The 23013-nt window shown below is 34.8% G+C and carries 21 protein-coding genes; 7 read left to right on the top strand and 14 right to left on the bottom strand.

Features of this window, described 5'->3' with window-relative positions; all coding sequences use genetic code 11:
• The first annotated feature begins 9 nt into the window (after positions 1–9).
• A complete protein-coding gene (locus ACLTBU_RS03550) occupies positions 10–3138 on the top strand; it encodes an alpha-mannosidase (protein WP_412217556.1) in 3129 nt (1042 codons plus the stop codon).
• Positions 3139–3173: 35 nt separating this feature from the next.
• On the opposite strand, the gene ACLTBU_RS03545 is transcribed toward ACLTBU_RS03550, so the two are convergent.
• The gene (locus ACLTBU_RS03545) at positions 3174–3497 is read right to left on the bottom strand and encodes a hypothetical protein (RefSeq protein WP_177670551.1); all 324 of its coding nucleotides are present in this window, start codon (positions 3495–3497) and stop codon (positions 3174–3176) included.
• 674 nt (positions 3498–4171) lie between these two features.
• On the opposite strand from ACLTBU_RS03545, the gene ACLTBU_RS03540 reads away from it, so the two are divergent.
• Positions 4172–5968 (top strand): L-fucose isomerase, encoded by a 1797-nt coding sequence (locus ACLTBU_RS03540; protein ID WP_412217555.1) that lies wholly within the window; start codon positions 4172–4174, stop codon positions 5966–5968.
• A gap of 12 nt (positions 5969–5980) precedes the next feature.
• Positions 5981–7330 (top strand): rhamnulokinase, encoded by a 1350-nt coding sequence (locus tag ACLTBU_RS03535; RefSeq protein WP_412217553.1) that lies wholly within the window; start codon positions 5981–5983, stop codon positions 7328–7330.
• Between the two features lie 65 nt (positions 7331–7395).
• Here ACLTBU_RS03535 and ACLTBU_RS03530 read toward each other — a convergent pair whose 3' ends face one another.
• The 4 genes from ACLTBU_RS03530 to ACLTBU_RS03515 all read right to left on the bottom strand — a co-directional run bounded on the left by ACLTBU_RS03530 (position 7396) and on the right by ACLTBU_RS03515 (position 9940).
• Entirely contained in the window at positions 7396–7626 is a 231-nt protein-coding gene (locus ACLTBU_RS03530; protein WP_412217552.1) for a hypothetical protein, read from the bottom strand.
• Between the two features lie 91 nt (positions 7627–7717).
• Positions 7718–8758, bottom strand: coding sequence for a hypothetical protein (locus ACLTBU_RS03525; RefSeq protein ID WP_412217550.1), 1041 nt, complete (start codon positions 8756–8758; stop codon positions 7718–7720).
• Between the two features lie 66 nt (positions 8759–8824).
• Complete coding sequence (locus ACLTBU_RS03520; protein WP_412217548.1) at positions 8825–9358, bottom strand: spore maturation protein; 534 nt, start codon at positions 9356–9358, stop codon at positions 8825–8827.
• A complete protein-coding gene (locus ACLTBU_RS03515) occupies positions 9359–9940 on the bottom strand; it encodes a nucleoside recognition protein (RefSeq protein ID WP_412217546.1) in 582 nt (193 codons plus the stop codon).
• Positions 9941–10306: 366 nt separating this feature from the next.
• Here ACLTBU_RS03515 and ACLTBU_RS03510 point away from each other — a divergent pair, with 366 nt between their 5' ends.
• The gene (locus ACLTBU_RS03510; RefSeq protein WP_177670562.1) at positions 10307–10570 is read left to right on the top strand and encodes an AbrB/MazE/SpoVT family DNA-binding domain-containing protein; all 264 of its coding nucleotides are present in this window, start codon (positions 10307–10309) and stop codon (positions 10568–10570) included.
• 62 nt (positions 10571–10632) lie between these two features.
• Here the strand turns inward: ACLTBU_RS03510 and ACLTBU_RS03505 are convergent, their stop codons facing one another.
• Complete coding sequence (locus ACLTBU_RS03505) at positions 10633–12456, bottom strand: ATP-binding protein (protein WP_412217545.1); 1824 nt, start codon at positions 12454–12456, stop codon at positions 10633–10635.
• A gap of 357 nt (positions 12457–12813) precedes the next feature.
• Between ACLTBU_RS03505 and ACLTBU_RS03500 the strand changes: the two genes are divergently transcribed.
• Positions 12814–13665: a DegV family protein gene (locus tag ACLTBU_RS03500; protein ID WP_177670566.1), complete on the top strand. Its 852-nt coding sequence runs from the start codon at positions 12814–12816 to the stop codon at positions 13663–13665.
• Between the two features lie 127 nt (positions 13666–13792).
• Positions 13793–15277, top strand: a complete 1485-nt coding sequence (locus ACLTBU_RS03495) for a GTP pyrophosphokinase family protein (RefSeq protein ID WP_412217543.1) — start codon at positions 13793–13795, stop codon at positions 15275–15277.
• A gap of 88 nt (positions 15278–15365) precedes the next feature.
• On the opposite strand, the gene ACLTBU_RS03490 is transcribed toward ACLTBU_RS03495, so the two are convergent.
• The 8 genes from ACLTBU_RS03490 to ACLTBU_RS03455 all read right to left on the bottom strand — a co-directional run bounded on the left by ACLTBU_RS03490 (position 15366) and on the right by ACLTBU_RS03455 (position 22542).
• Positions 15366–16346, bottom strand: a complete 981-nt coding sequence (locus ACLTBU_RS03490) for a zinc dependent phospholipase C family protein (protein WP_412217541.1) — start codon at positions 16344–16346, stop codon at positions 15366–15368.
• A 114-nt stretch (positions 16347–16460) separates the two neighbouring features.
• Positions 16461–17510 (bottom strand): glycosyltransferase family 4 protein, encoded by a 1050-nt coding sequence (locus ACLTBU_RS03485; protein ID WP_177670571.1) that lies wholly within the window; start codon positions 17508–17510, stop codon positions 16461–16463.
• A gap of 313 nt (positions 17511–17823) precedes the next feature.
• Entirely contained in the window at positions 17824–18453 is a 630-nt protein-coding gene (gene upp / locus ACLTBU_RS03480; RefSeq protein WP_177670575.1) for a uracil phosphoribosyltransferase, read from the bottom strand.
• 12 nt (positions 18454–18465) lie between these two features.
• A complete protein-coding gene (rpiB, locus tag ACLTBU_RS03475) occupies positions 18466–18900 on the bottom strand; it encodes a ribose 5-phosphate isomerase B (RefSeq protein WP_177670577.1) in 435 nt (144 codons plus the stop codon).
• Positions 18901–18983: 83 nt separating this feature from the next.
• Positions 18984–20015 carry an L-threonylcarbamoyladenylate synthase gene (locus ACLTBU_RS03470; RefSeq protein WP_412217539.1) on the bottom strand — a complete coding sequence of 344 codons (1032 nt, stop codon included), beginning with the start codon at positions 20013–20015 and terminating at the stop codon, positions 18984–18986.
• A gap of 136 nt (positions 20016–20151) precedes the next feature.
• Positions 20152–20730: a thymidine kinase gene (locus tag ACLTBU_RS03465; protein WP_177670581.1), complete on the bottom strand. Its 579-nt coding sequence runs from the start codon at positions 20728–20730 to the stop codon at positions 20152–20154.
• A 31-nt stretch (positions 20731–20761) separates the two neighbouring features.
• Entirely contained in the window at positions 20762–21148 is a 387-nt protein-coding gene (locus tag ACLTBU_RS03460) for a universal stress protein (protein WP_249331760.1), read from the bottom strand.
• A 104-nt stretch (positions 21149–21252) separates the two neighbouring features.
• On the bottom strand, positions 21253–22542 hold the full coding sequence (locus tag ACLTBU_RS03455; protein WP_337530828.1) for a M18 family aminopeptidase: 1290 nt from the start codon (positions 22540–22542) through the stop codon (positions 21253–21255).
• 161 nt (positions 22543–22703) lie between these two features.
• On the opposite strand from ACLTBU_RS03455, the gene ACLTBU_RS03450 reads away from it, so the two are divergent.
• On the top strand, positions 22704–23013 hold a 310-nt coding region (locus ACLTBU_RS03450; protein WP_412217536.1), incomplete at its 3' end, for a cation transporter.

Below are 23013 nucleotides of genomic sequence, written 5' to 3'. Positions count from 1 at the left end.
TCGGGGTATATGTTCTTTACTGATAGAAAATTAGAAGCGAGACTTTATGAATTAGCAAGTTATCGTTACAGAGATATTATTCCATTCGAGTCCCTATTTGCCAAAGAAGACACTGCTGGTGTCTCTAATCCAGAAATCCCAACAAGCGATGCTTGTTGGGATTTAATGGCAGTAGGGGAAAGATGGAGTGGTCGTGACCGTTATTTATGGCTTAGAAAAACTATGAGTGTACCTAAAGCATGGGAAGGGAAAAAAATCGTTGGTATTTTTGACTTCGGTAGCACTGGAGGAGGAAATAACTCAGGATTTGAATCTATGCTTTACATAGAAGGTAAACCATACCAAGGTGTGGACTCTAACCATAAAGAAGCGTTCTTTGATAGTAACTATGCAGGAAAAGATTTAGAACTTGTATTTAGATTATGGTCAGGTCTTGAAGGTGGAGGGAACCCAACTCCTCAAGAACATCGTATTAATCGTGCAGATTTAGCATGGCTTGATGAAAAAGTTGATGACCTTTTCTTCATGACCCGCGTAATTTTAGAGACACTAAAGGTTCTTAATGAATTTGATCCAGTAGTCCCACAACTTAGAATGGCACTTGATAAAGCCTATAAACTTATCGACTGGTCTTATCCAGGTAGTGAGGCGTTCTATGAATCTGTGCATGCAGCAGACGACCTTCTTAATGAACTCATTGATAGCATGGATAAAAACAGCCTAGTAAAAGTAAAGTGCGTAGGACATACACATATTGACGTTGCCTGGTTATGGAGACTTAAACATACAAGAGAAAAATGTGCACGTTCATTCTCAACAGTACTTCGCCTTATGGAGCAGTACCCAGAGTATACTTTCCTTCAAACACAACCTCAGCTTTATGAATACATTAAGGAAGATCATCCTGAAATGTTTGAAAAAATTAAAGCTAAAGTTAAGGAAGGAAACTGGGAAGCTGATGGCGGTATGTGGGTTGAGGCTGACTGTAACTTAACATCAGGGGAGTCTTTAACAAGACAGATCCTAGTAGGCAGTAAATTCTTCAGAGAAGAACTTGGTCAAGAAATTAAATACTTATGGCTTCCAGATGTATTTGGATATTCTTGGGCACTTCCTCAAATTCTTAAAAAGTCAGGCATTCCAATGTTCATGACAACTAAAATAAGCTGGAACCAATACAACCGTATGCCACATGATACATTCAAATGGCGCGGTATGGATGGTAGTGAAGTTTTAACACACTTCATTACAGCACCAGAACCTTGGAGTCAGCCAGGTTCATGGTTCTACACATATAATGGCCATCTTACACCAAAAATCGTAAAAGGTGTATATGATGCTTATAGTGATAAAAATCTTACAGATGAACTTCTTATTTCCTTCGGTTATGGTGATGGCGGTGGCGGTGTAAACCGTGATATGCTTGAATACAGAAGAAGAGTAGATAAAATGCCAGGACTCCCAAGTCTTGAGACAAGTAAAGCTGCTGATTACTTCAAAGGCCTTAGAGAAAAAGTAGAAAATACTGATGAGTATGTTCACACATGGGATGGAGAACTTTATCTTGAATACCATAGAGGAACTTATACAAGTCAGGCATATAACAAAAAAATGAACCGTTACCTTGAAAACTACTACCGTAATGTAGAGTGGTTAACAGCAATGGATGCTATTAACAAAGGTGATATCAAGGAAGCTAAACAAGATGAGCTTACAGAAGGATGGAAAATCATCCTTACTCATCAGTTCCACGATATTATTCCAGGTTCATCTATTAATGAAGTATATAAAGATAGCCATGTAAACTATGAAAAAGCAGAAGCTATTGCAAAAGAAATAGAACAAAGCGTCTTTACAAATATTATGGGTGCTGAAGAAAGCACATGGACTGTTATTAACAATACAAACTGGAACCGTAGCGACTATGCACATATTGTGACAGAGGCAAAAGGTCAGTTTGTAGATGAAGCAGGAAATGTCCTTAAAGCTCAGGAAACTCACAATGGTTATGTGGTTTATGTGGATAATATACCTGCAATGGGATGGAAAGTAATCAAACTTGTGGATAATACATCAAATAGTGTAGAAAATACTACAAATGTATTTACTTTTGCTGACGGTATCATTGAAACACCATTCTATCATGTAGAGCTTAATGAAGTAGGTCATATGACTTCACTTGTAGATAAAAAGGCAGATCGCCAAGTACTTGCAAAAGGTGCAAAAGCAAACGTTATTCAAATGTTTGAAGATAAACCTCTTGCACATGAAGCTTGGGATATTGATATCTATTATCAAGAAAAAATGAGAGAAGTAACAGACCTTACACGTATGGAAGTTACTGAAAAAGGTCCTCTTCATATGGTTGTTCGTCTTGAATGGAACTATATGAATACAAAGATTAAACAAGATATGACTTTCTATGTGGAAGATAAACGTATTGACTTTAAAACATGGGTTGACTTTAGAGAACGTAAACAACTGATGAAAGTTGCTTTCCCAGTAGATATTCGTTCAACTTATGCAACTTATGATGTACAATACGGTAACGTACAACGTCCAACACATTGGAATACAAGTTGGGACTGGGCACGTTTTGAAACTGTAGCACATAAATGGGTTGACCTTTCAGAACGTAACTATGGTGTCAGCTTAATGAATGATTGTAAATATGGTCATGATATTAAAAACAATGTGATTAGACTTACACTTCTTAAATCAGCAACACATCCAGATACAGAGCAAGATCAAGGTGAGCATGAATTTACTTACTCACTTCTTCCTCATGAAGGTAGCTGGGTAGATGCAGATACAGAAATCCGTGCTTACTATCTTAACAATCCACTTAAAGTAGAAGCAGGTAAAGCTAAAGAGGATGTATACAGCTTCTTAAATATTGATAATAAATATATCGAAGTAGATGCTGTAAAACGCTCAGAAGATGGCAAAACACTTGTAATCCGCTGCCATGAATACACAGGCGGTAAACAAAAAGCAACAATTACTTTAGATGCAAAAGTTAAAGGATGGCAAGAATCTAACCTTATGGAAAAACCAGAAGGTGACCATTTCATATCAGAAGCTATTACACTTGAATTCGGACCATATGAAGTTAAAACTGTATTAGTTGAACTTTAAGATATAAAAAGAGTGCTGTAAACTAGATTTCTAGTTTACAGCACTCTTTTTTCTGCTTGGAGATAGCGTATAAGTGCAGATAGACAGCAAACAAATACACATATAAATCCCATAACATTAATAAAAGCAAGGCTATCTTTAGCTGTTACGAACCAAAGAACTAAAGGAATAATAAGTATACGTGATAGATAGATGAACTGTGTAGTTTTGATATAAAGCATATATAGGGTAGAAAAAACTACAAGTAGGCTTATGGTAATAAAGTTCAATAAAGGTACATTAAACAATGGAAGTGCCCATAAAATACAAATAAATAATGCAATTAAAATTCCAATGGCATAGTCAATTTTTTTAGTCATACAAGTTCCCCCCTAGAATAAACTTAGATGAAATTAATGTATGTATTATACAATGCAAAATTAAAAAATAAAATAATTTTATATAAAATTATTAAAAATAAAAATAAAATTATTGCAATAAAATAAAAATTAGTTTAAAAAGGAGATTGTAAAGCTAAAAAGAGTTTTGTAATAAAAAATAGAAAACCACAAAAGACAACATGTTTACGATAAGAAATACTAGAATAATCTAATCATCAGGCCCTAATACCTGTAATAGCCTATACTAAAAAATATATAAGAAATAAATTTAATAGAAAACACTTAAGCAGTTTGGTGAACCATTTTATTTATAGAAAGTAGTTAGATTATATAAGGTTATCTAGATAAATTGTATATAATAGGCAAGTGTGACTATAAATTAAATAGATGATAACAGAAAAATAAATATTTTTAAATATATTATTAAAATTATATATAAATATATTGCATAATAAAAATTAAGATGATAATATAAAAAATAAACAAACAAAAAAAAGATAAATCCATACAAATACTGTATAAATTTTGCACAATCTAAAATATGGAGAAAAGAGCTTTCACAACATGAAGTTAACCGTTTAGTAAAATTAATTAAAGGAATGAATCACAAAGACATTCAAAATTATAATTTGAAAATTTAGGGGGAACTTAAAATGGCAAATACATATCGTTTAAAAGGACAATTACCAAAAATCGGGATTAGACCAACAATCGATGGCAGAAGAGAAGGCGTTAGAGAATCATTAGAAGACCAAACAATGTCTATGGCAAAAGCAGTAGCTGAGCTTATTGAAGGGACACTTAGACATCCAAATGGTGAGAAAGTAGAATGTGTTATTGCAGATACTACAATTGGTGGAGTAGCAGAAGCGAGTGCATGTGAAGCCAAATTCGAAAAAGAAAATGTAGATATCTCTATTACAGTTACACCTTGCTGGTGTTATGGTGCTGAAACACTTGACCTTAATCCTCATAGACTTAAAGCAATTTGGGGCTTTAATGGAACCGAAAGACCAGGTGCTGTATACCTTGCTTCTGCAGCAGCAGCACATGCTCAAGCAGGTCTTCCAGTATTCTCAATCTATGGAAAAGATGTTCAAGATGCAGATGATAGAACAATTCCATCTGATGTAGAGGCTAAAATCTTAACTTTTGCTAAAGCAGGTCTTGCTGTAGCACATATGAGAAATAAATCTTACTTATCAATTGGTAATGTATCTATGGGTATCGCAGGTTCAATTGTAGATCCACATTTCTTTAGTGACTACTTAGGAATGAGAACAGAGTATGTAGATATGATTGAAATTATGAGACGTATTGAACTTGAAATTTACGATAAAGATGAGTATGAAAAAGCTCTTGCATGGGTAAAAGCAAATTGTAAAGAAGGTATAGAAATTAATAAACCTCATCTTGTTAAAGATGCAGCAGGTAAAGAAGCTGATTGGGAATTCGTTGTAAAAATGACACTTATTTGCCGTGACCTTATGGTGGGGAATGAAAAACTTGCTGAAAAAGGTTTCATTGAAGAATCAAATGGACACAATGCCATTGCTGCAGGTTTCCAAGGCCAAAGACAATGGACAGATTATAAACCTAATGGTGACTTTATGGAAGCTATCCTTAATTCATCATTTGATTGGAATGGCACACGTGAAGCTTTTGTTGTAGCAACAGAAAATGATGCACTTAACGGTGTACCTATGTTATTTGGTCACCTACTTACAGGTAGATCACAAATTTTCTCAGATGTGCGTACATATTGGAGTCCTGAAGCAGTTGAACGTGTAACAGGACATAAATTAGAAGGTAGAGCTGCAAACGGTATTATCCACCTTATTAACTCAGGAGCAACAACACTTGATGCAACAGGTAAACAAAAAGATGTAAATGGAGAACCTGTTATGAAACAATTCTGGGACATTACAGATGAAGAAGTAAAGGCTTGTCTTGATGCTACAACTTGGCCATCAGCTAACCGTGAATACTTTAGAGGGGGCGGTTACTCATCATGCTTCCTTTCAGAAGGTGGTATGCCTGTAACTATGAGCCGTGTATCAATGGTTAAAGGACTTGGACCAATTCTTCAAATTGCTGAAGGTTACACAGTTGATCTCCCAGCTGATGTACATGATACACTTAACAAACGTACAGACCAAACATGGCCTACAACATGGTTTGCTCCAATCTTAACAGGTGAAGGTGCATTCAAAGATGTCTATAGTGTTATGAATGAATGGGCTGCTAACCATGGTGCAATTAGCTATGGACATATTGGAGCAGACTTAATTGCACTTGCTTCAATGCTTAGAATTCCAGTAGCAATGCACAACGTATCAGAAGAACGTATTTTTAGACCAAAAGTTTGGAGTGCATTTGGTACAAAGGATATGGAAGGTGCAGACTTTAGAGCATGTAAAAACTACGGACCACTTTACAAAAAAGCTTAGGAGGCTGCCACTATGAATAAAGCTTACATTGCATTTGACTTAGGTGCATCAAGTGGAAGGTTGATGCTAGGTATTGATAAAGAGGGAAAGATAGAACTAGAAGAAGTACATCGTTTTCCTAATGACCCTGTTGTTATGAATGGAACTATGTATTGGGATATACCAAGACTCTTTCATGAAATGAAACAGGGCTTAAAGAAAGTAGCCTTAAGAAAAGATGTAAGCATTCAATCCATGGGGATTGACACCTGGGGGGTGGATGGTGCGTGGCTTGATGAGAATGGGCAGATGATTAATCTGCCTATTCATTACAGAGATGGCAGAACAGCAAAAGTAATAGATGAAGTAGAAAGCATTATATCTGAAGAAACATTATATGGTATAACAGGTATACAAAAAGCAGCTTTCAATACTATTTATCAGCTTTACTATGATAAGAAGTATAATTCTATTATTAAAAATCATGGTAAGAAGTGGCTCTTTACACCAGATTTATTAGGCTATTTGTTTACAGGTAAAATGTATAATGAAGCAACTATTGCTTCAACAAGTGGACTTATTGATGTAGAGACAAAAGGCTACAGCAAAGAAATTTTTGATAAGCTGAATCTTGATAGGAACGTAATGTGTGAGTTAGTACAACCTGGTACACAGGTAGGCACACTTACAAAAGCTATTCAAGAAGAAACAGGTCTTGGTCCTATTCCTATTATAGCAGTAGGAAGCCATGATACAGCTTCAGCAGTAGTAGGAGCTGAGATTGAAAAGGAAGATGAAATGTATCTTGTATGTGGTACATGGTGCCTTATGGGGCTTGAAGTAAGTAAGGCTCAATTAGAAGAGAAGGCTAGATTAAGTGGCTTTACCAATGAGGGAAGTGCTAAAGGCAAGGTGAGACTTCTAAAAAATATTAATGGTCTATGGATTTTACAACAACTTAAAAAATGTCTAAATGATAAAGGTTTAAAAGTAGATTTCCCAGATATTATAGAAGAGGCACGCAAAGTAAACCATGAGTATGCTATTGATATAGTAGATGAACGCTTTATGGCACCTATCAATATGGAACAGGAAATTATTGCTGCATGTAAAGAAAAATATAATGTGCAGTTAGAAAGTATAGGTGAAGTGGCTACAGCTGTGTATAACGGCTTAGGGAAACTTTATCAAGAGACGGTTCACCAGTTTGAAGAATTAATTGGTGAAGAAATAAGTACTATTCGCATGGTAGGTGGCGGAACAAAGGATGCACATCTATGTGAAGTGGTAAAACAAACAACACACAAAGCGGTTATTAAAGGGACAACTGAAGCATCTGCTATGGGCAATGTCCTTGTGCAGAAGAATACTCTCTGTTTATAAAAAATAAGCTAGATTGAGCGTTGTGAACTCAATCTAGCTTATTTTTTGATGAAAAATTTAGCTTATTATTTTTTATCTTTTAGTTCTTCCTTGTTCGTGTCATCTTGGAACCATTTGCTGCTTGTAGTAGGATTGCTAATAATTCCTGCTAGAACTAAAATACCTAGAAAAGCATTAACAATCTCTTCATAGCCGTCGGGAATAATTTGAATACCTAAGCCAGAAAGAAGAAGCGGAATAAAGGCAGCAATGGCAGCCCATAAACCATAGTTACGCCATCTATTGTTGTTTGGCATAGTACTTCCCTCCTATACTAATAATTGAAATAAAATTATATTTCAATATAGTATATGGAGTATAGTACATATTTGTGTTATATATTTTGGACTAAGCAAGACGCTCTATCATATAGTCATCTTCAAATAATCCTATATATTTATTACCCTCTTCGTCTTCATAGGTACCTTTTCCATGCATTTTGCCATCTACAAGGTCACCAGTATATTTATGGCCGTTAGGATAGTGGAGTGTGCCATGACCTGTAATATGGCCATCTACAACTTCTCCGATGTAGGAACCTCCTTGGAGGAAATTAATTTTTCCTTTACCATTTGGCTTATCATCTACTAATTCACCTTCATACATACCAATGCCTGGGAGCATAACACTGCCGTGAGTAGAACTTAACATGTAATCTTCTTCGAAGATGCCTTGGTATTTCGTACCGTTATCTTCTTCATACATACCTTCACCATGCATCATACCATCTTTAAATTCACCTATGTATTTATGACCATTTGCAAAAACTTTCATACCCTTGCCAGTAAGTTGGCCTTGTACTACATCACCACGGTACATAGAACCATCTTCATAGTTATAAGTACCTTTACCATGAGGGACACCTTCTACTACATCACCTTCATAAGTGCCAATGCCACCAAGTGTAAGTTTGCCGCGTCCTGTAGCAACGCCATCTCTAAATTCACCTTCATAGAAGTTACCATTAGAGAAAGTGCAAGAACCATATCCTTGGAGCTTGTTATTCATAAAAGTACCTTCAAAAATAGTACCTTCTGCAGTATAGAAAATACCCTTGCCTTCACGTACGCCATTTAGAAAAGCCCCCTTATGATAAGAGCCATCTGCCCAATGATAAACACCTTTTCCAGTTTGTTCCCCTTTATAGAAGTCACCTTCATAAGACTCACAGTCGTCTAAATAGGCTATGCCATGACCATGTGGTTCACCACTTCTGAATTCACCTTTATAGATAAGTTTACCTGCTTCATTATAAAGCTTACCTGTTCCATGAAACATAGGACCTTTCATAGCACCTTCATACATGATATTGCCATTTTTATGGTATAATACTTCATCTTCGTATACATCATCTTTTTGGGAAAATAAAGATTTAAGTTTATCGAACATTTTCGGATCCTTCCTTTGTATAAATTATAGTTATATTATACCATCTTTGACTTAAAAAAAAATAGTTTATACGCCGAAAAGGTAGACAGTTAGTAGATAAGACATGGTAATCCCCACTAGAGATGCCAGAAGAGCACCAACAACAGTATAACGACTGTTTTTTATCTTAATGGACATAAAATAAACAGACATGGTATAGAAAATACTTTCTGTACATCCAAACATGATAGATACAAGCCTGCCAATGAAGGAGTCGGGACCGTAATTCTTAAAAATATCAAGAATAAGCCCTGTGGAAGCAGAAGAAGAGACAGTGCGCATAAGGGCAACAGGAATAACTTCTGTTGGGAAACTAGAGAATGAGACAAGAGGGCTAAGTAGCCTTACGAGCCCGTCTAAGGCACCAGAAGTTCTAAGCATGGCTATACCTAACATGAGTGCAACAAGAGTTGGAAGAATAGAAAGGACTACATTAACACCTTCCTTTGCACCATCTACAAAAGATTGAAATACATCTACTTTCTGTATAAGTCCATAGACAACGATGAGAAACATAACAGTAGGTACAAGAAAATCTGATAAGGTTACGAGAAACTTCATCTAATCATTCCTCCTATACATACATTTTGCAAAGGTAATAGCTACAAGGGTAGAAAGAGCTGTAGCAATAATAGAAGGGCCTATAATTTCTGTAGGATTAGCAGAACCATATGCACTTCTGTAGGCAATTATATTAATAGAAACGAGCTGGACAGTAGAAATATTGACGATAAGGAACATACACATGGCATGGGTAGCAATTGTAGGATGGGTCTTATTAAGTTTTTGAAGCTCTATCATTGCTTTAAGTCCAGGAGGTGTAGCAGCCCAACCAAGTCCTAAAAAATTAGCTATAATATTTGTGGCAATATATTTACGGGCAGGATGGTTACGAGGTACATCAGGAAATAAAAAGTTAAGAATGGGTGTCATGCGGTTAGCAAGAGCATCTATAAGATGTGCATTTTCTGCAATACGCATAACCCCCATCCACATGGCTAATGCGCCACATGAGGAAATACAGATTTCAACAGCAGATTGACTTGAATTTAATATGCTTTGCGTCATCTGCTGCATATGGCCACCGAATAAAGCCATAAGCATGGAGAAGATAATCATAGCTCCCCAAAGATAATTCAGCATAATATCGCTCCTTACACATAATAAAATAGACTTGTCTCTATAACTATATGCAGCAAGATGGACAAACTTTACACAAAAAGGGTACAAATTACATGGTAAAAAAATCAATTAATGGGAATCAAATTAAGAACTACAAATACTATAAGCAGGAAATTCGACAAAAAAATAAAAAAATATAAAAATAATAGGTACGAATTATGCAGTAATACAATATTATATTAATGAATTGATAAAAAAATCTAAAAAATCGATAAAAATTTACAAAACATCAATTGACTTTTATTGCTAATTATGGTACTTTATTATTACAGAAATTAGAAAAATCTACATGGGTTGACAATATTTTTTAAAAGGGAGAGGATTTAAGTGAAATCAACAGGGATCGTAAGAAAAGTCGATGAGTTAGGACGAGTTGTATTACCAATTGAATTAAGAAGAAACCTTAATATCCAAGAGAAAGATTCATTAGAAATTTTTGTAGATGATGAAAAAATCATCCTTAAAAAGTATGAACCAGCAGATATCTTTAATGGAAGCATGGATGACCTTATTGACTACAAAGGTAAAAAAATATCAAAAGCTACCATTGTAGAACTTGCTAAAATTGCAGGACTTAAAGTAGCAGAATAAACATATTTAACTATAAAAAGAGCTCCCTAAATAGGGAGCTTTTTATTTGTTTCATAATTCGTTTAATCCATATAAAGGTCAGAGAACTCAATATCTACTTTATCACTACCTGTCATATAAGTATAATCTAGGTCATGTAGTAAGGTAGGATTCGTTTCAATAGGAAATTTAATAATAAATTCTGTGCCCTGGTTTACTTTACTTTTTACTTCTATAGAGCCCTTATTAAGTTCAACAAAAGATTTTACTAGAGAAAGACCGATTCCAGCCCCTTCGGCTTTTCTGATGAGACCATTTTCGATACGTGTAAAACGTTCAAATATAAGTTCTTTACTCTCATCAGGGATACCCACACCGTCATCTTTAATATGTATATGGGCGTAACCTGTTTCTAGCGTAACAGTTACCCAAATATGCCCATCTTCATGCCCATATTTAATTGCATTCGAGAATAAATTAAGAAGAATTCTTTCCATAAGATCAGGATCAACTGTACAGTAGACTTCTTCCTCATAAGTATCAAAAATAGCAGTAATATTTTTACGCTCTGTATAAGGAAGAATGGAGTCTAATATATTTTCAGTCAGCATGACAATGTTTAGTGTACGTGGAGAGATATTAAAATAATGGCTTTCTAGCCTATTAATATCTAAGAAATTATTAAGTAGTCTTAAGAGTCTCATACAATTTTGTTCAATCATAGTATTATAATGAGGAATTTTGTCATACTCATGATTGTTAATAAAGTTATTTTGAAGCTGTGTAGCACTATAGATAATGTTCACAGGGGTTTTTAATTCATGTGAAATAGTGCAGAAAAACTCTACTTTGATTTTCTCAAATTCTATAGCTTGTTGAAGTTGGTCACGTTGTTTTTTATCAGAGATATCCTTCGCAGAGGCAATAATAGCACGGACTTTATTATCATGGGAAAGTGTAAGATAGAGCTCAACATCAATAAGTTCACCCGTAGAGGTAATAAAGTGTACATCTACAGTTTCAAACTCAATGATGCATCTATACAATGAATGAACAATCTCTTCTACTATTGGGCGATCATCGGGTGCAATGTAATCCATAAAACAAGTATTCATAATAAGATCTAAATCTTGATATTTAAGAAGTGTTTTAGCATTTTCATTAACATGATAAATATTTTGATTTACTATAATGAATAGAGCATTAGGGTAAAAAAACATCATTTGAGAGTAAAGTGTATCAATATAATGATATTGCTGAGTAAGGACTTCTTGTTCATGTGACATATGGGTTAAATAAGCATTCATAAGCTTAGTATTGTTGTGGTGAAGCTCTAATTTGGTCATAAGTCTTTGAGAATGTTGGAGGATTGAATCACTCATAATAATTTTAAAGAGGAGAAAGACGCATGTAAGCAGTATGACCATATAAGGATACTTAGGTATAAAGTAACTCAGACCATAACTTAAAATAATAGTAAGGCTAAGCAAAGTTAGACGTACTAATACAAAGGCATTACTCCTTTCCTTAAGGAGATTTTTCTTATTTGCAATATGTATGCTAGCAAAAACAGTTAAGAGGCTAATAATCAGTAGAATAACTAAGCAAAATATAAAGTAATCATAAGGAACACTATTAGGATGTGTTAAAGTATGATTAACCATTAAATAGACTGTAAAAATAATTAAAGTAAAAGACATGTAGCTATAGCAAACTTTTTTGCGTATAAGAGGCTGATCAAAGTAATTAAATACAAGTAGAGTTGCAAGACAGAAAAGAAGAACAAAAATGCTAAAAGATTGTATAAAGAGGGAGTTAGCTAGAGATGGAGTTAGTGCTTTTGTATAACACTCAACCCAAGTAAGAGGAAGCGCAAGTGTCATAAAAAGTATACTTGTCCCATTCATACATCCTATTACACATAATAGGGATGAATTATGTGCATCTAAACTATAGATACTTAAAGTCACAATAAGTACGCTAAATATGCATAAAGTAAACATAAAGATAAGATAAGCATGCTGCCTATGTCTTGAAAAGTAGAGAAAAGATATATTAAATAAAGAAACGAAGTATATGGTTGCAAGAATATGGGGAAAATTATATTTTTTCATATCATCACCTAATTTAAAATAATCTCACTTTTGTATTATAATTCATAAATTAATAATTATCTACTATAAAGTGCAAGATATGCTATTAATTAATAGAATCTTTATATAATTAGGTTACACTAAATGCAAATGAAAGAAAGAGGTGCAGACATGATAAAATTACTAGTTGACAGTACTTGTGACTTTCCAGAGCGTTTTTTAAAAGAACATAGAATAGATTGGCTACCTTTAAGAGTAAGGCTTGAAGATAAAGAGTATGCAGATAAAGAAGAAATTGAAGTGCAAGAGGTATATGATGCCATGAAACAAGGGGTAATGCCTCAAACTTCACAGCCACTCCCAGGGGATATTATAAAGAAATTAGAAGCTTGTGGAGAAAACAAAGATGATGTGATTTATATAAGTTTCTCAGGGAAAATGTCTGGAACGTATCAGACAGTACATATACTTATGGAAGAGATGAGTACGCGTTATCCAGAATGCCGTTTTACAGCAGTAGACTCCAAATCGGGTTCTATTTGTATAGGATTTATGGCTATGGAAGCTACAAGATTAAGAGATGAAGGTGCTACTTATGATGAGATATTAGCACGTATTAGATTTTTAGCAGATCATGCAGAACATATTTTTACTTTGACAGATTTAAACTGGCTTGTAAAAGGTGGGCGTATTAGCAAGGCGGAGGGCATATTAGGTAATATGCTTAATATTAAACCACTTATTCATGTGAATGATGGTTTTATTGAAGTTTATGAGAAAGTGCGTGGTCAGAAGAAACTACTTACTAAACTTGTCGATACAGTAGAAGAGCGTATTAGTGATTATAAGCAACAGACAATAGGACTTGTTCATGCAGAGGAGACAGAGCTTCTTCATACCATTAGAGAGATGCTAAAAGAACGGTTAGGGGATGTACAGTTTGTAGAGACTGGAATAGGCAGTGTACTAAGCGCCCATTTAGGGCTAAGTGGGATTGGAATATGTTTCTTTAACAAATATTAACAATATGTAAATAGCTTAGATAAAAATGCACTATGATATTAAAAAAATCGTCATAGTGCATTTATTTCTACCTTTTATAATAAAGCTAGAAAGTTTCATAAAGCACGGATAAAGAGAGGTATAAAAAATGGAACTAGAAATGTTTAGTTTTATTAATGAAGTATTAGACCATTTAGATGGCATGAGAATTAATTTAGATATTGCAAGTAGAGAATTAGAATATTTCTTTGAAGACATGCTTGAGTCTAGCAATGAAGGCTATTTAAATATTAATTCTCGTGTTAAATCAAAACAAAGTTTAAAAGAAAAAATTCTTCGTTATGATTATTATACAAAGTACAAGACTGTAGAAGGCATGTTTGACCATTTATCAGATCTTATAGGTATTCGTATAGAGTGCAGATTCATAGGTGATGAAAGTACGATTTATAAGCTATTACGTAAATACTTCAATGTCCCATCTACAGAGTATGAAGGCTACTCTAGCCCAGAAGGTAATCCTAATGTACTATTAGAGCTTGGCAGTAAGCAGCCTAAAAGTCAAAAAAATGGTATGAAGATGTACCGCATAGATGGCAAATATTTATTTGATGATAGATGTATTAATTTTGAGGTACAGATTAAATCATTAGTTAATATATTCTGGAGTGAGATTGAACATAAAGTTATCTATAAAAATTATAATTATATTATTGCAGACCGTTTCTATAAAGATATTATGAGCTCTATTAAAAACAGTTTAACTACTATAGACCAGCAGCTTCTGCTTATCTCTAATCAGTTTGATAGAGGGGATGCAACAAGTATGAGAGGGCGTAAGGCGCAGATGGAGCAGCTTCTTTCAAAAGCACTCTATGATTTATTCGCTTTAAAAATTAAAAAGAGTATAGGGATTCTTGTAGACTTTAGAAAATCCTGTGATACTATTGTAAAATATGTATTTAGAAATGTATTAGGGGATAATGATGATGTGTACAATGAAACGATGGTAGGTGTATTTGCAAGGCTTAATGAGATTGAGCATAAAGAAATAGACTTTACAAGTCAGATAGAATTTATGAGAAAATGTAACTTAGAGGATACATTTAGTAATAAGATTGCACATTTCATCCAAGAGACAGTCAATGATGAATTCCAGTGGAATATATTCTTTAGAATCCTATTTGCTATAGAGCCAGATTGTAATGCAGGAGACTTAGAGAAGTTTCTTACATTCTATAAAGAGAGATTTTATAAAGGTGTTAATTTAAAAGGTTTAGAGAAGAAACTAGGAAAAGAACAAACAGCTTATATTATGAATGAGCTAATGAATAGACTAGCAGATCTATTTATAAGAGTAGATACAGTAGAGCTTTTCTATGATAATATTATTGAGCAAATTATAAACATCTTAAATAACATTCTAGATACTATTAACCGCAATATTAATACATATGAGGAATGGGAGAGGGAAGGAGAAATCTACCTAAGACTCTTCGAACTTCGTATAGCTTCTATGTTAGATATGGATGTAGAAGCAGTTAAAGTATTAGACTTCCTAGAAGATGTACGCAAAAGCGAATCGAATATTGAGATTCACAAAAGTATTGTAAAATATATTGATAAACTTTAAAAGGATTGCCACAAGACTATTTACTAAGTTTTGTGGCAATCCTTTTAAGTTACTCTATTCTAATTTCCAATAAAGGCTATTTTAACTATTAAAATTTAAAATATTGCATTGGACGTGTATCAGAAGTTCTAAGACCTGTAAGGTAAGATAAGTTTGGAAGAAGCATTTCAAGTTCTTCTAAAGAGATTTCTGAATTAATAAAGTTATATGCACCTAGGAGGAGAGTAGTTGCCAGTTTATGTGCATTTCTTAATAAATCATGGAAACTGTAAGTATAGACATTACCTGTTACAGGATGAAGCCATACGGCTTTTTTGGTATTAAGATAATCTGTGAATTCATCAACGCAGTCATGATAAGAGAAAGTTGGTGCTAAGGTTGCAATAGATGAAGGCAGAAGAGGCATAGCTGTAACAGCCAGGCTCTTTTTAAGGCCTGTTCTATCATAAGTAAGCCTAAAGTAGTTTCTAAAATCCTCATAAGAATGTTTGAAAATCTGTCCACCATTTGGAATAGCATAAATAGAAAAGAGAAGTTCCTCATAAAGCTCTAAGATAATAGGTGGTAAGCTAAGGTTCTTAAGAATATGCTTATGGATTTTAAAAGTATGTGCTTTACGGTCGAATTTCTCTTCTAGAAGTAAGGCATCAATAGCCACTTCTATACGCTTATGCAGTCCTTGATATTTAGTAGTAGAAGGGTCGTCTAATCTATAGCGTCCGCCTAGATAGAAAATATAAGGATGTGCTGTAATATCAAGCGCATAATGACAAATAAGACCACTGATATAAGCCATACAAGGATTAAACAGCTCAGGAGTATCTATGTGCTTCTTAGCAAAGCAGAGAGCAGAAGATAAAAAATAGCCAGTATGATCTTGATGCATAAGAGAAGCTACTTTAAAATGATTATGTTTTTTGTAAGCAGCATGATAATACATAGGATCAGGGCCTTGGAGACCTATAAAGTAAAGGTTACGGTTATCTTTAATCATTTTATAGAGGGGAGAGTCTATAATATTCTTTGCCTGATCTAATCCGAACAGGTAGTGGGTAATGGTATCTGGCATACTTGTTAACTCCTTCGTTTACAACACTAATTTAAGGTAATTATAGCATTATAGGGAGGAGGGAGATAGAGTATTTTTATAAAAAAAAACACCTAGGAATAGGTGCTTTTTTGTTTAATCTTTTTTATTATCATTATGAGAAGACATAATCTTCAAATTGAAGTAAAGAAGTAGTCCCATAATAATGAAAATAGCTACAATAAATCTAAAATCATGATTGGCTACAGCAATAGCTGAGAGGCCAAATACACCACTAATGGCATAGAGTGTAATAACAGCCTGTTTTTGACTATATCCTCTATCTACTAGACGGTGATGAAGGTGTCCTCTATCTGGAGCCGTAATAGGTTTGCCTGCAAGTAGTCTTCTAATAATAGCAAAAGCTGTATCAAATACTGGAAGGCCAAGTACGAGAACGGCCACAACGATTGTAACAATTGTATAGCTTTTTAAAAGTCCAAGTATAGACGTTACAGCTAGGATAAATCCTAGGAAAGTAGAACCTGTATCACCCATGAAAATAGAAGCTGGATTAAAGTTATATGGAAGGAAGCCTAAACAAGATCCAGCCAAAATGGTTGTAAGTAAAATAGCAATAGGATAACCACTATAAATAGAAAGAACCATAAGGCAAAGAGAGGCAATAGAAGAAACACCAGCAGCTAAGCCATCAAGACCGTCAATAAAGTTAACGGCATTGGTGATTCCTACAATCCAAATAACTGTAATAGGTATAGAAAGCATATCTAAGAACATTGGTGCATTTCCAATGAATGGGATAGATATGAAAGGTATAGATACACCAGATAAGGCAACAATCGTTGCTGCTAGAATTTGAATAAGGAACTTAAGCTTAGCACTCAGTTCATAAATATCATCAAAGAAGCCCAGCAGGAAGATAATAAGTGCCCCTGACGTAATTCCGATAACTTGTTTCCAATCTAATACCGTAATAAATTGAATACTTATAAATAAAGTAATCATAAAGCCTGCCACAATAGCAATACCACCCATACGTGGAATTGGTTTGCTATGCATGTCACGTTTTCTAGGATTTGCGATAGCGCCTACTTTAAAGGCGACTTTTTTGGCTACAGGTGTCATTGCAAATGAAATTAAAAATGCTAACACAAAGGCCATTATATATAGACTAGCAAAATTCATGCTTTTCATCTCCTTAACTTATGTAGTCTTATGGTCACTTATAAATGGAGTAAGGTGAATATCAGACTCTTGAAGGAGTTACTGCTATAACTCGTCATGATAATCACCCTCATAAATAATATGCGAAATGCCCATATTAATGATAAGTTTCGCACATAAACTACAAGGTTGATTGTTCACAGAGAGTGTAGCACCAGCCGTAAAGTACCATGCTGAGCAGTTTGTGCGATTGCAATGAGGTAGAAATAAGAATTTTGGTACGCATATAACCTATTATATGAAGCTAATATACGCACCTTTTTTATGAAATGTCTTATTTTGTACCGAATAAACGGTCACCAGCATCACCAAGACCAGGAACGATATAACCGTGATCATTAAGTTTTTCATCAAGGCAAGCAACGTAAATGTTTACATCTGGATGAGCTTCTTGAAGACATTTTAGACCTTCTGGAGCTGCGATAAGGCAAAGGAAGTTAATGTTTTTAGCACCTTTATCTTTGATGAATTGTACAGCTGCAACTGCAGAACCACCTGTAGCAAGCATTGGATCAAGAACGAAAAGATCTCTTTCTTGGATGTCTTGAGGAAGTTTGCAGTAGTATTCTACTGGTTGAAGTGTTTCAGGGTCACGGTAAAGACCAATGTGACCTACCTTAGCAGTTGGAACAAGGTCAAGCATACCATCAACCATACCAAGACCGGCGCGAAGAATAGGAACGATGCTTAAGTTTTTACCAGCAATACGTTTACCAGTTGCTTTTCCAATTGGTGTTTCAAGTTCATAATCTTCAAGAGGAAGGTCTCTTGTTGCTTCAAAACACATAAGTTGTGAAATTTCTCTAACAAGTTCGCGGAATTCTTTTGAACCTGTATCGATGCATCTAAGACGTGATACTTTGTGTTGGATTAATGGGTGATCCATAATAAATACTTTACTCATAATAAAATCCTCCTAGAATTCTTTTTCGATTTGTTCGATACGTCTGATGTGACGTTCATCATTTGAAAATGGTGTATTTAAGAAAGTTTCTACAACTTTAAGTGCATGTCCTACACCGATAACGCGTGCACCAAGAGCAAGCATATTTGCATCATTGTGTTCACGAGTTGCAGCAGCAGAGAAACAATCGTGGCATAATGCACATCGAATACCAGGTACTTTATTAGCGCTGATAGAAATACCAATACCTGTACCGCAAATAATAATACCTTTATCACACTGACCGCTAGCTACGGCATGAGCAGCTTTTTTACCATACTCAGGATAGTCTACAGCGTCAGTTGATGTACATCCAAAATCAATGAACTCAATATTTTTTGAGTTCAGGTAGTTAATGATTTCCTGTTTAAGTTCATAACCACCATGGTCACAAGCAAGTGCTAACATAAAAAAATCCTCCGTCAAATTCATAGTTGTTATTGTATAGTATACGCACTAAGAGATTAATTCATTAGTGCATGTAAACTTAGCTAAATTTCAATAATATGATGTCCTGCTGATTTTTCCAATCTATTCATAATTGCACTGCCGATGCCATCTTCAGAAAAAGCAAGTGCATAAACTTTTTGCATGCCTAAATCATCAAAACATCTTAGTGACTCAAATAAATGCGCTGCAAGGTCATTAGGGTGATTGCGGCTTCCTAAACTAATAGTATGAGTCGTTTTAAATAATGTCTTAGTTTCATCATCACATAATACACTAGAACGAATACCATTTTGTGCATCTTCTAAAAGACGTTTGTTGATAGCATCTACAACCTTTTGGCTATTTCCCTTATAAATGACTACATCTGCATTAGGTGAATAGTGAGTATATTTCATACCTGGTGCTTTAGGGGTAGCTTTGGCATCTACACTTAATAAAGCGGGGTCCATGACTACTTCACCTAGTACATCTCTAAGCATTTTTTCTGTAATGCCACCTGGTCTTAAAATGGTTGCAACAGATCCAGTCATATCGACAACTGTTGATTCAAGACCTACAGAAGAATGACCACCATCGATAATAGCATCTATTTTTCCGTTTAAGTCTTCAAATACTCTTTGAGCATTGGTTGGACTTGGCTTACCTGATGTGTTTGCAGAAGGTGCTGCAAGTGGTAAACCTGTCATCTTAATAAGGGATTGTATAACCGGATGAGATGGAAAACGAATGGCAACAGTAGATAAGCCTCCACGTACACTAACAGGTACTAAATCAGAAGACTCAAAGATAAGTGTAAGAGGACCTGGCCAAAAGTGCTCCATGAGCAGACGTGCCTTATCAGGAATGCTCTTAACAAGAGGGTTAAGCATTTCTAAGTCCGCAATATGTATGATGAGAGGATTATCACTTGGACGACCTTTAGCTTTAAAAATATTAGATACAGCTTGTTCATTTAACGCGTTTGCTGCAAGTCCGTATACTGTTTCTGTAGGAACAGCAACAAGACCGCCATTTTTTAAAATGTCAGCAGCAGTATGAAGGGCGTTAACATCAGTAATCATTAATGTATTCATGACAATACTCCTATATTTTAGCAGTTAGAAATTTATCTTATATAGTATACCACAAACACTACATAAAAATAATAGCCTACTATAAAAAAGTGTAAAAATAAAACGAGCCCTGTCAAGGCTCGTCTTATTTTTGGTTTTATTTATCTATTTTATAACATAATCTGCATCTTGCCTCATAGCTTTCAGAAGCACCGATTAAAATAAGCGGATCATTATAAGATGCTGGTTGACCTCCAATTAAGCGTTGCGTAAAGTTAGCTGGTCTACCGCACTTCATACAAATAGCAGTAAGTTTAGTAACATCATCAGCAAGAGCTAAAAGTTCAGGCATTTGACCAAAGCTTTCTGCTTTAAAGTCTTTATCAAGGCCAGCACAGATAACACGTTTACCTTCGTTTACAAGTTTCATAATTACACTTACAATTTCACCATCTAAAAATTGTACTTCATCGATACCGATTACTTTTGTTTCATCAGTAACATGTTCAAGTACTTCCTCAATATGGCTAATTGGCACAGCTTCGAGTTGCTTGCCATCATGAGAGCAAATATGATTTTCTAAATAACGGTTATCGATTTTTGGAGTAAAAATAATCGTTGGCATCCCAGCTAAAATGGTACGTTTAAGGCGTCTAATAAGTTCTTCAGACTTTCCTGAGAACATAGGACCGCAAATCATCTCTAAACGACCAACATCGATATAATGTGAATACATATCTTAAACAATCCTTTCGGGTACATAATAATTAATGGTTTTCTCTATCTAATACACATAGCTGAATATCTTTAGGAAGAGATATAAGCTTTTCAAAAACATTAGGAGCCAGTCCGTTTGTACATACTGGTGGTTTTCCTATAACAAGGTGTGTAATAGCATTTTGCGTTATAAAATCACTAATTGTATGAGGAATATCAGTGCTACATAAAAAATGTACTTGGCCACCTAGTTCACTGCCATAGATAAAAAGTTCTTCAAAAAGCTGGCTACTATCTGGCGTCTCAAAAATAGTTTCACCATGCCTGATATGTAGGATATGGAGTTCGCCCCCACTGCTTTTAGCAAGATCATAACCTTTTTTCATAAGGCGTTTACTGTTTTCTTGGATAGTAATACATACGAGTATTTTATTCATGTGCCTACCTCCTAGTTTATGGACTATACCTGCACCTTTAATATCATACAATTAAATTATGAAACTGTATATAGCGATTTGTTAACAAATAATTACCAATTAAATTACAGATTATAAAAAGCAAGCATTGCAGATGTTGTATGAATAAAGTCAGCTGATGCCATAAGCTCGCGAGCAGAGTGCATGCTAAGCATAGGTGTACCAATATCTACTGAACGGATAGCAACGTGTGAGGCAGTAACAGGTCCAATTGTAGAACCACCACGCTCATCAGAACGGTTCACGAATACTTGATAAGGAATATTGTTGCTGTCGCAAAGGTGAGCAAATACACCAAATGAATCACTATCTGTTGTATAGCTACAGCTAGCACTTAACTTGATAGCAGGGCCATTACCTGGAAGTACTTTGTTAGTTGGATCAGATTTTTCTGGGTAGTTTGGATGAAGAAGATGAGCTACGTCAGCAGAGATAATAAAGGAATGAGCAAGTGCTCTAAAGTAGTCTTCACGTGACTTACCAAGGCTTACTGCAATACGTTCAAGAGTTGTTCCTAAAAATGGTGAGTTTGCACCTTGTTTAGAGGTACTGCCTACTTCTTCATTATCAAAGCATGCAAGTACGTTAACACCAGAAGCTGAAGAACTGTTTAAAAGGGCATGGAGTCCGCTATAAACCATAGAAAGATCATCAAGACGAGATGCAGAGATAAATTCTTCATTTAAACCTACCATACAGCTTTTTTCTGTCGGGTAAAGGAATAAATCCATTTCAAGAATGTCAGAAGGAGCTACATTAAGTTTTTTAGCAACCTCTTCAAGTATGATATTCCCTTCAAGTTTTTCTTTAACATAAGAAACAACTGGGAGGGTTTCTTTTTGTGCGTTAAGTTTAACACCATTATTTACATCACGGTTCATATGAATAGCCAGGTTAGGAATAATTAAAAGTGGTCTTTCAAGATCCACTAATTTAATAGTTGGTCTAAGTACGTTGTCAGATTTAAGTGCTACACGGCCAGCAGCTGAAAGTGGCCTATCAAGCCATGTGTTGAGAATAGGACCACCGTAGATTTCAGTATTTAATTTTACATAACTTTCAGTAGTCATTTGAGGGTTTGGTTTAATTCTAAATCCAGGGACATCTGTATGTGCACCTACAATTTTAAATCCTTCATTTTCAACAGCAGTACTGTTTACAATAAAGGCAATAACAGCAGATTGATTAGAAGTTACATAGTATTTACCATTTACTTCAAGGTTCCAGTTTGAAGATGGATCTAAGTAAGAGAATCCATTTGATTCTAATTGACTAATAATTGTATCTGCAGCATGAAACATAGATGGACTTTGATCAATGAAAGACATGAGTCCATTTACTAATGTATTAGACATAATAAGCCTCCTTGTATGTGATATTCAAAATATTTTTCAATTAGTATTCTAACAAAAATATGAACATAATAACAGGGAAATAGAAAAAGTATTGACAAAAGGCGATGGTCTGCATATTATAATAATATGTGAGCAATCATTCATATGAAAGGAGGAGTAAGATGAAATTTGTATTTAGAATTGAAGGCATTGATTGTGCAAACTGTGGTGCTAAAATAGAGAGAGCTTTAGAAAATGATAAAATGTTTGATGAAGCATATCTTAATTTTATGTTAAAGAAAATAGAAGTACATACAAAGGAAAGCGATGAAAAACGCGTAGAAGAACGTGTAAGACAAATTGCAACACGTGTTGAAAGTGGCGTAACATTAAGTAGAATTGATACAGGGTATAGAGGTGAGGTAGAAGTTCGTACACCAGAAGAGAAGCATGAACATGCACATGGAGAGGCATGCGGATGCGGTGGACATG

Source organism: Zhenhengia sp. (genome assembly GCF_046966505.1).
GTDB lineage: Bacteria > Bacillota > Clostridia > Lachnospirales > Cellulosilyticaceae > Zhenhengia > Zhenhengia yiwuensis.
Note: the sequence above shows the minus strand (reverse complement) of the source record. Positions and strands in the feature narration are given on the sequence as shown.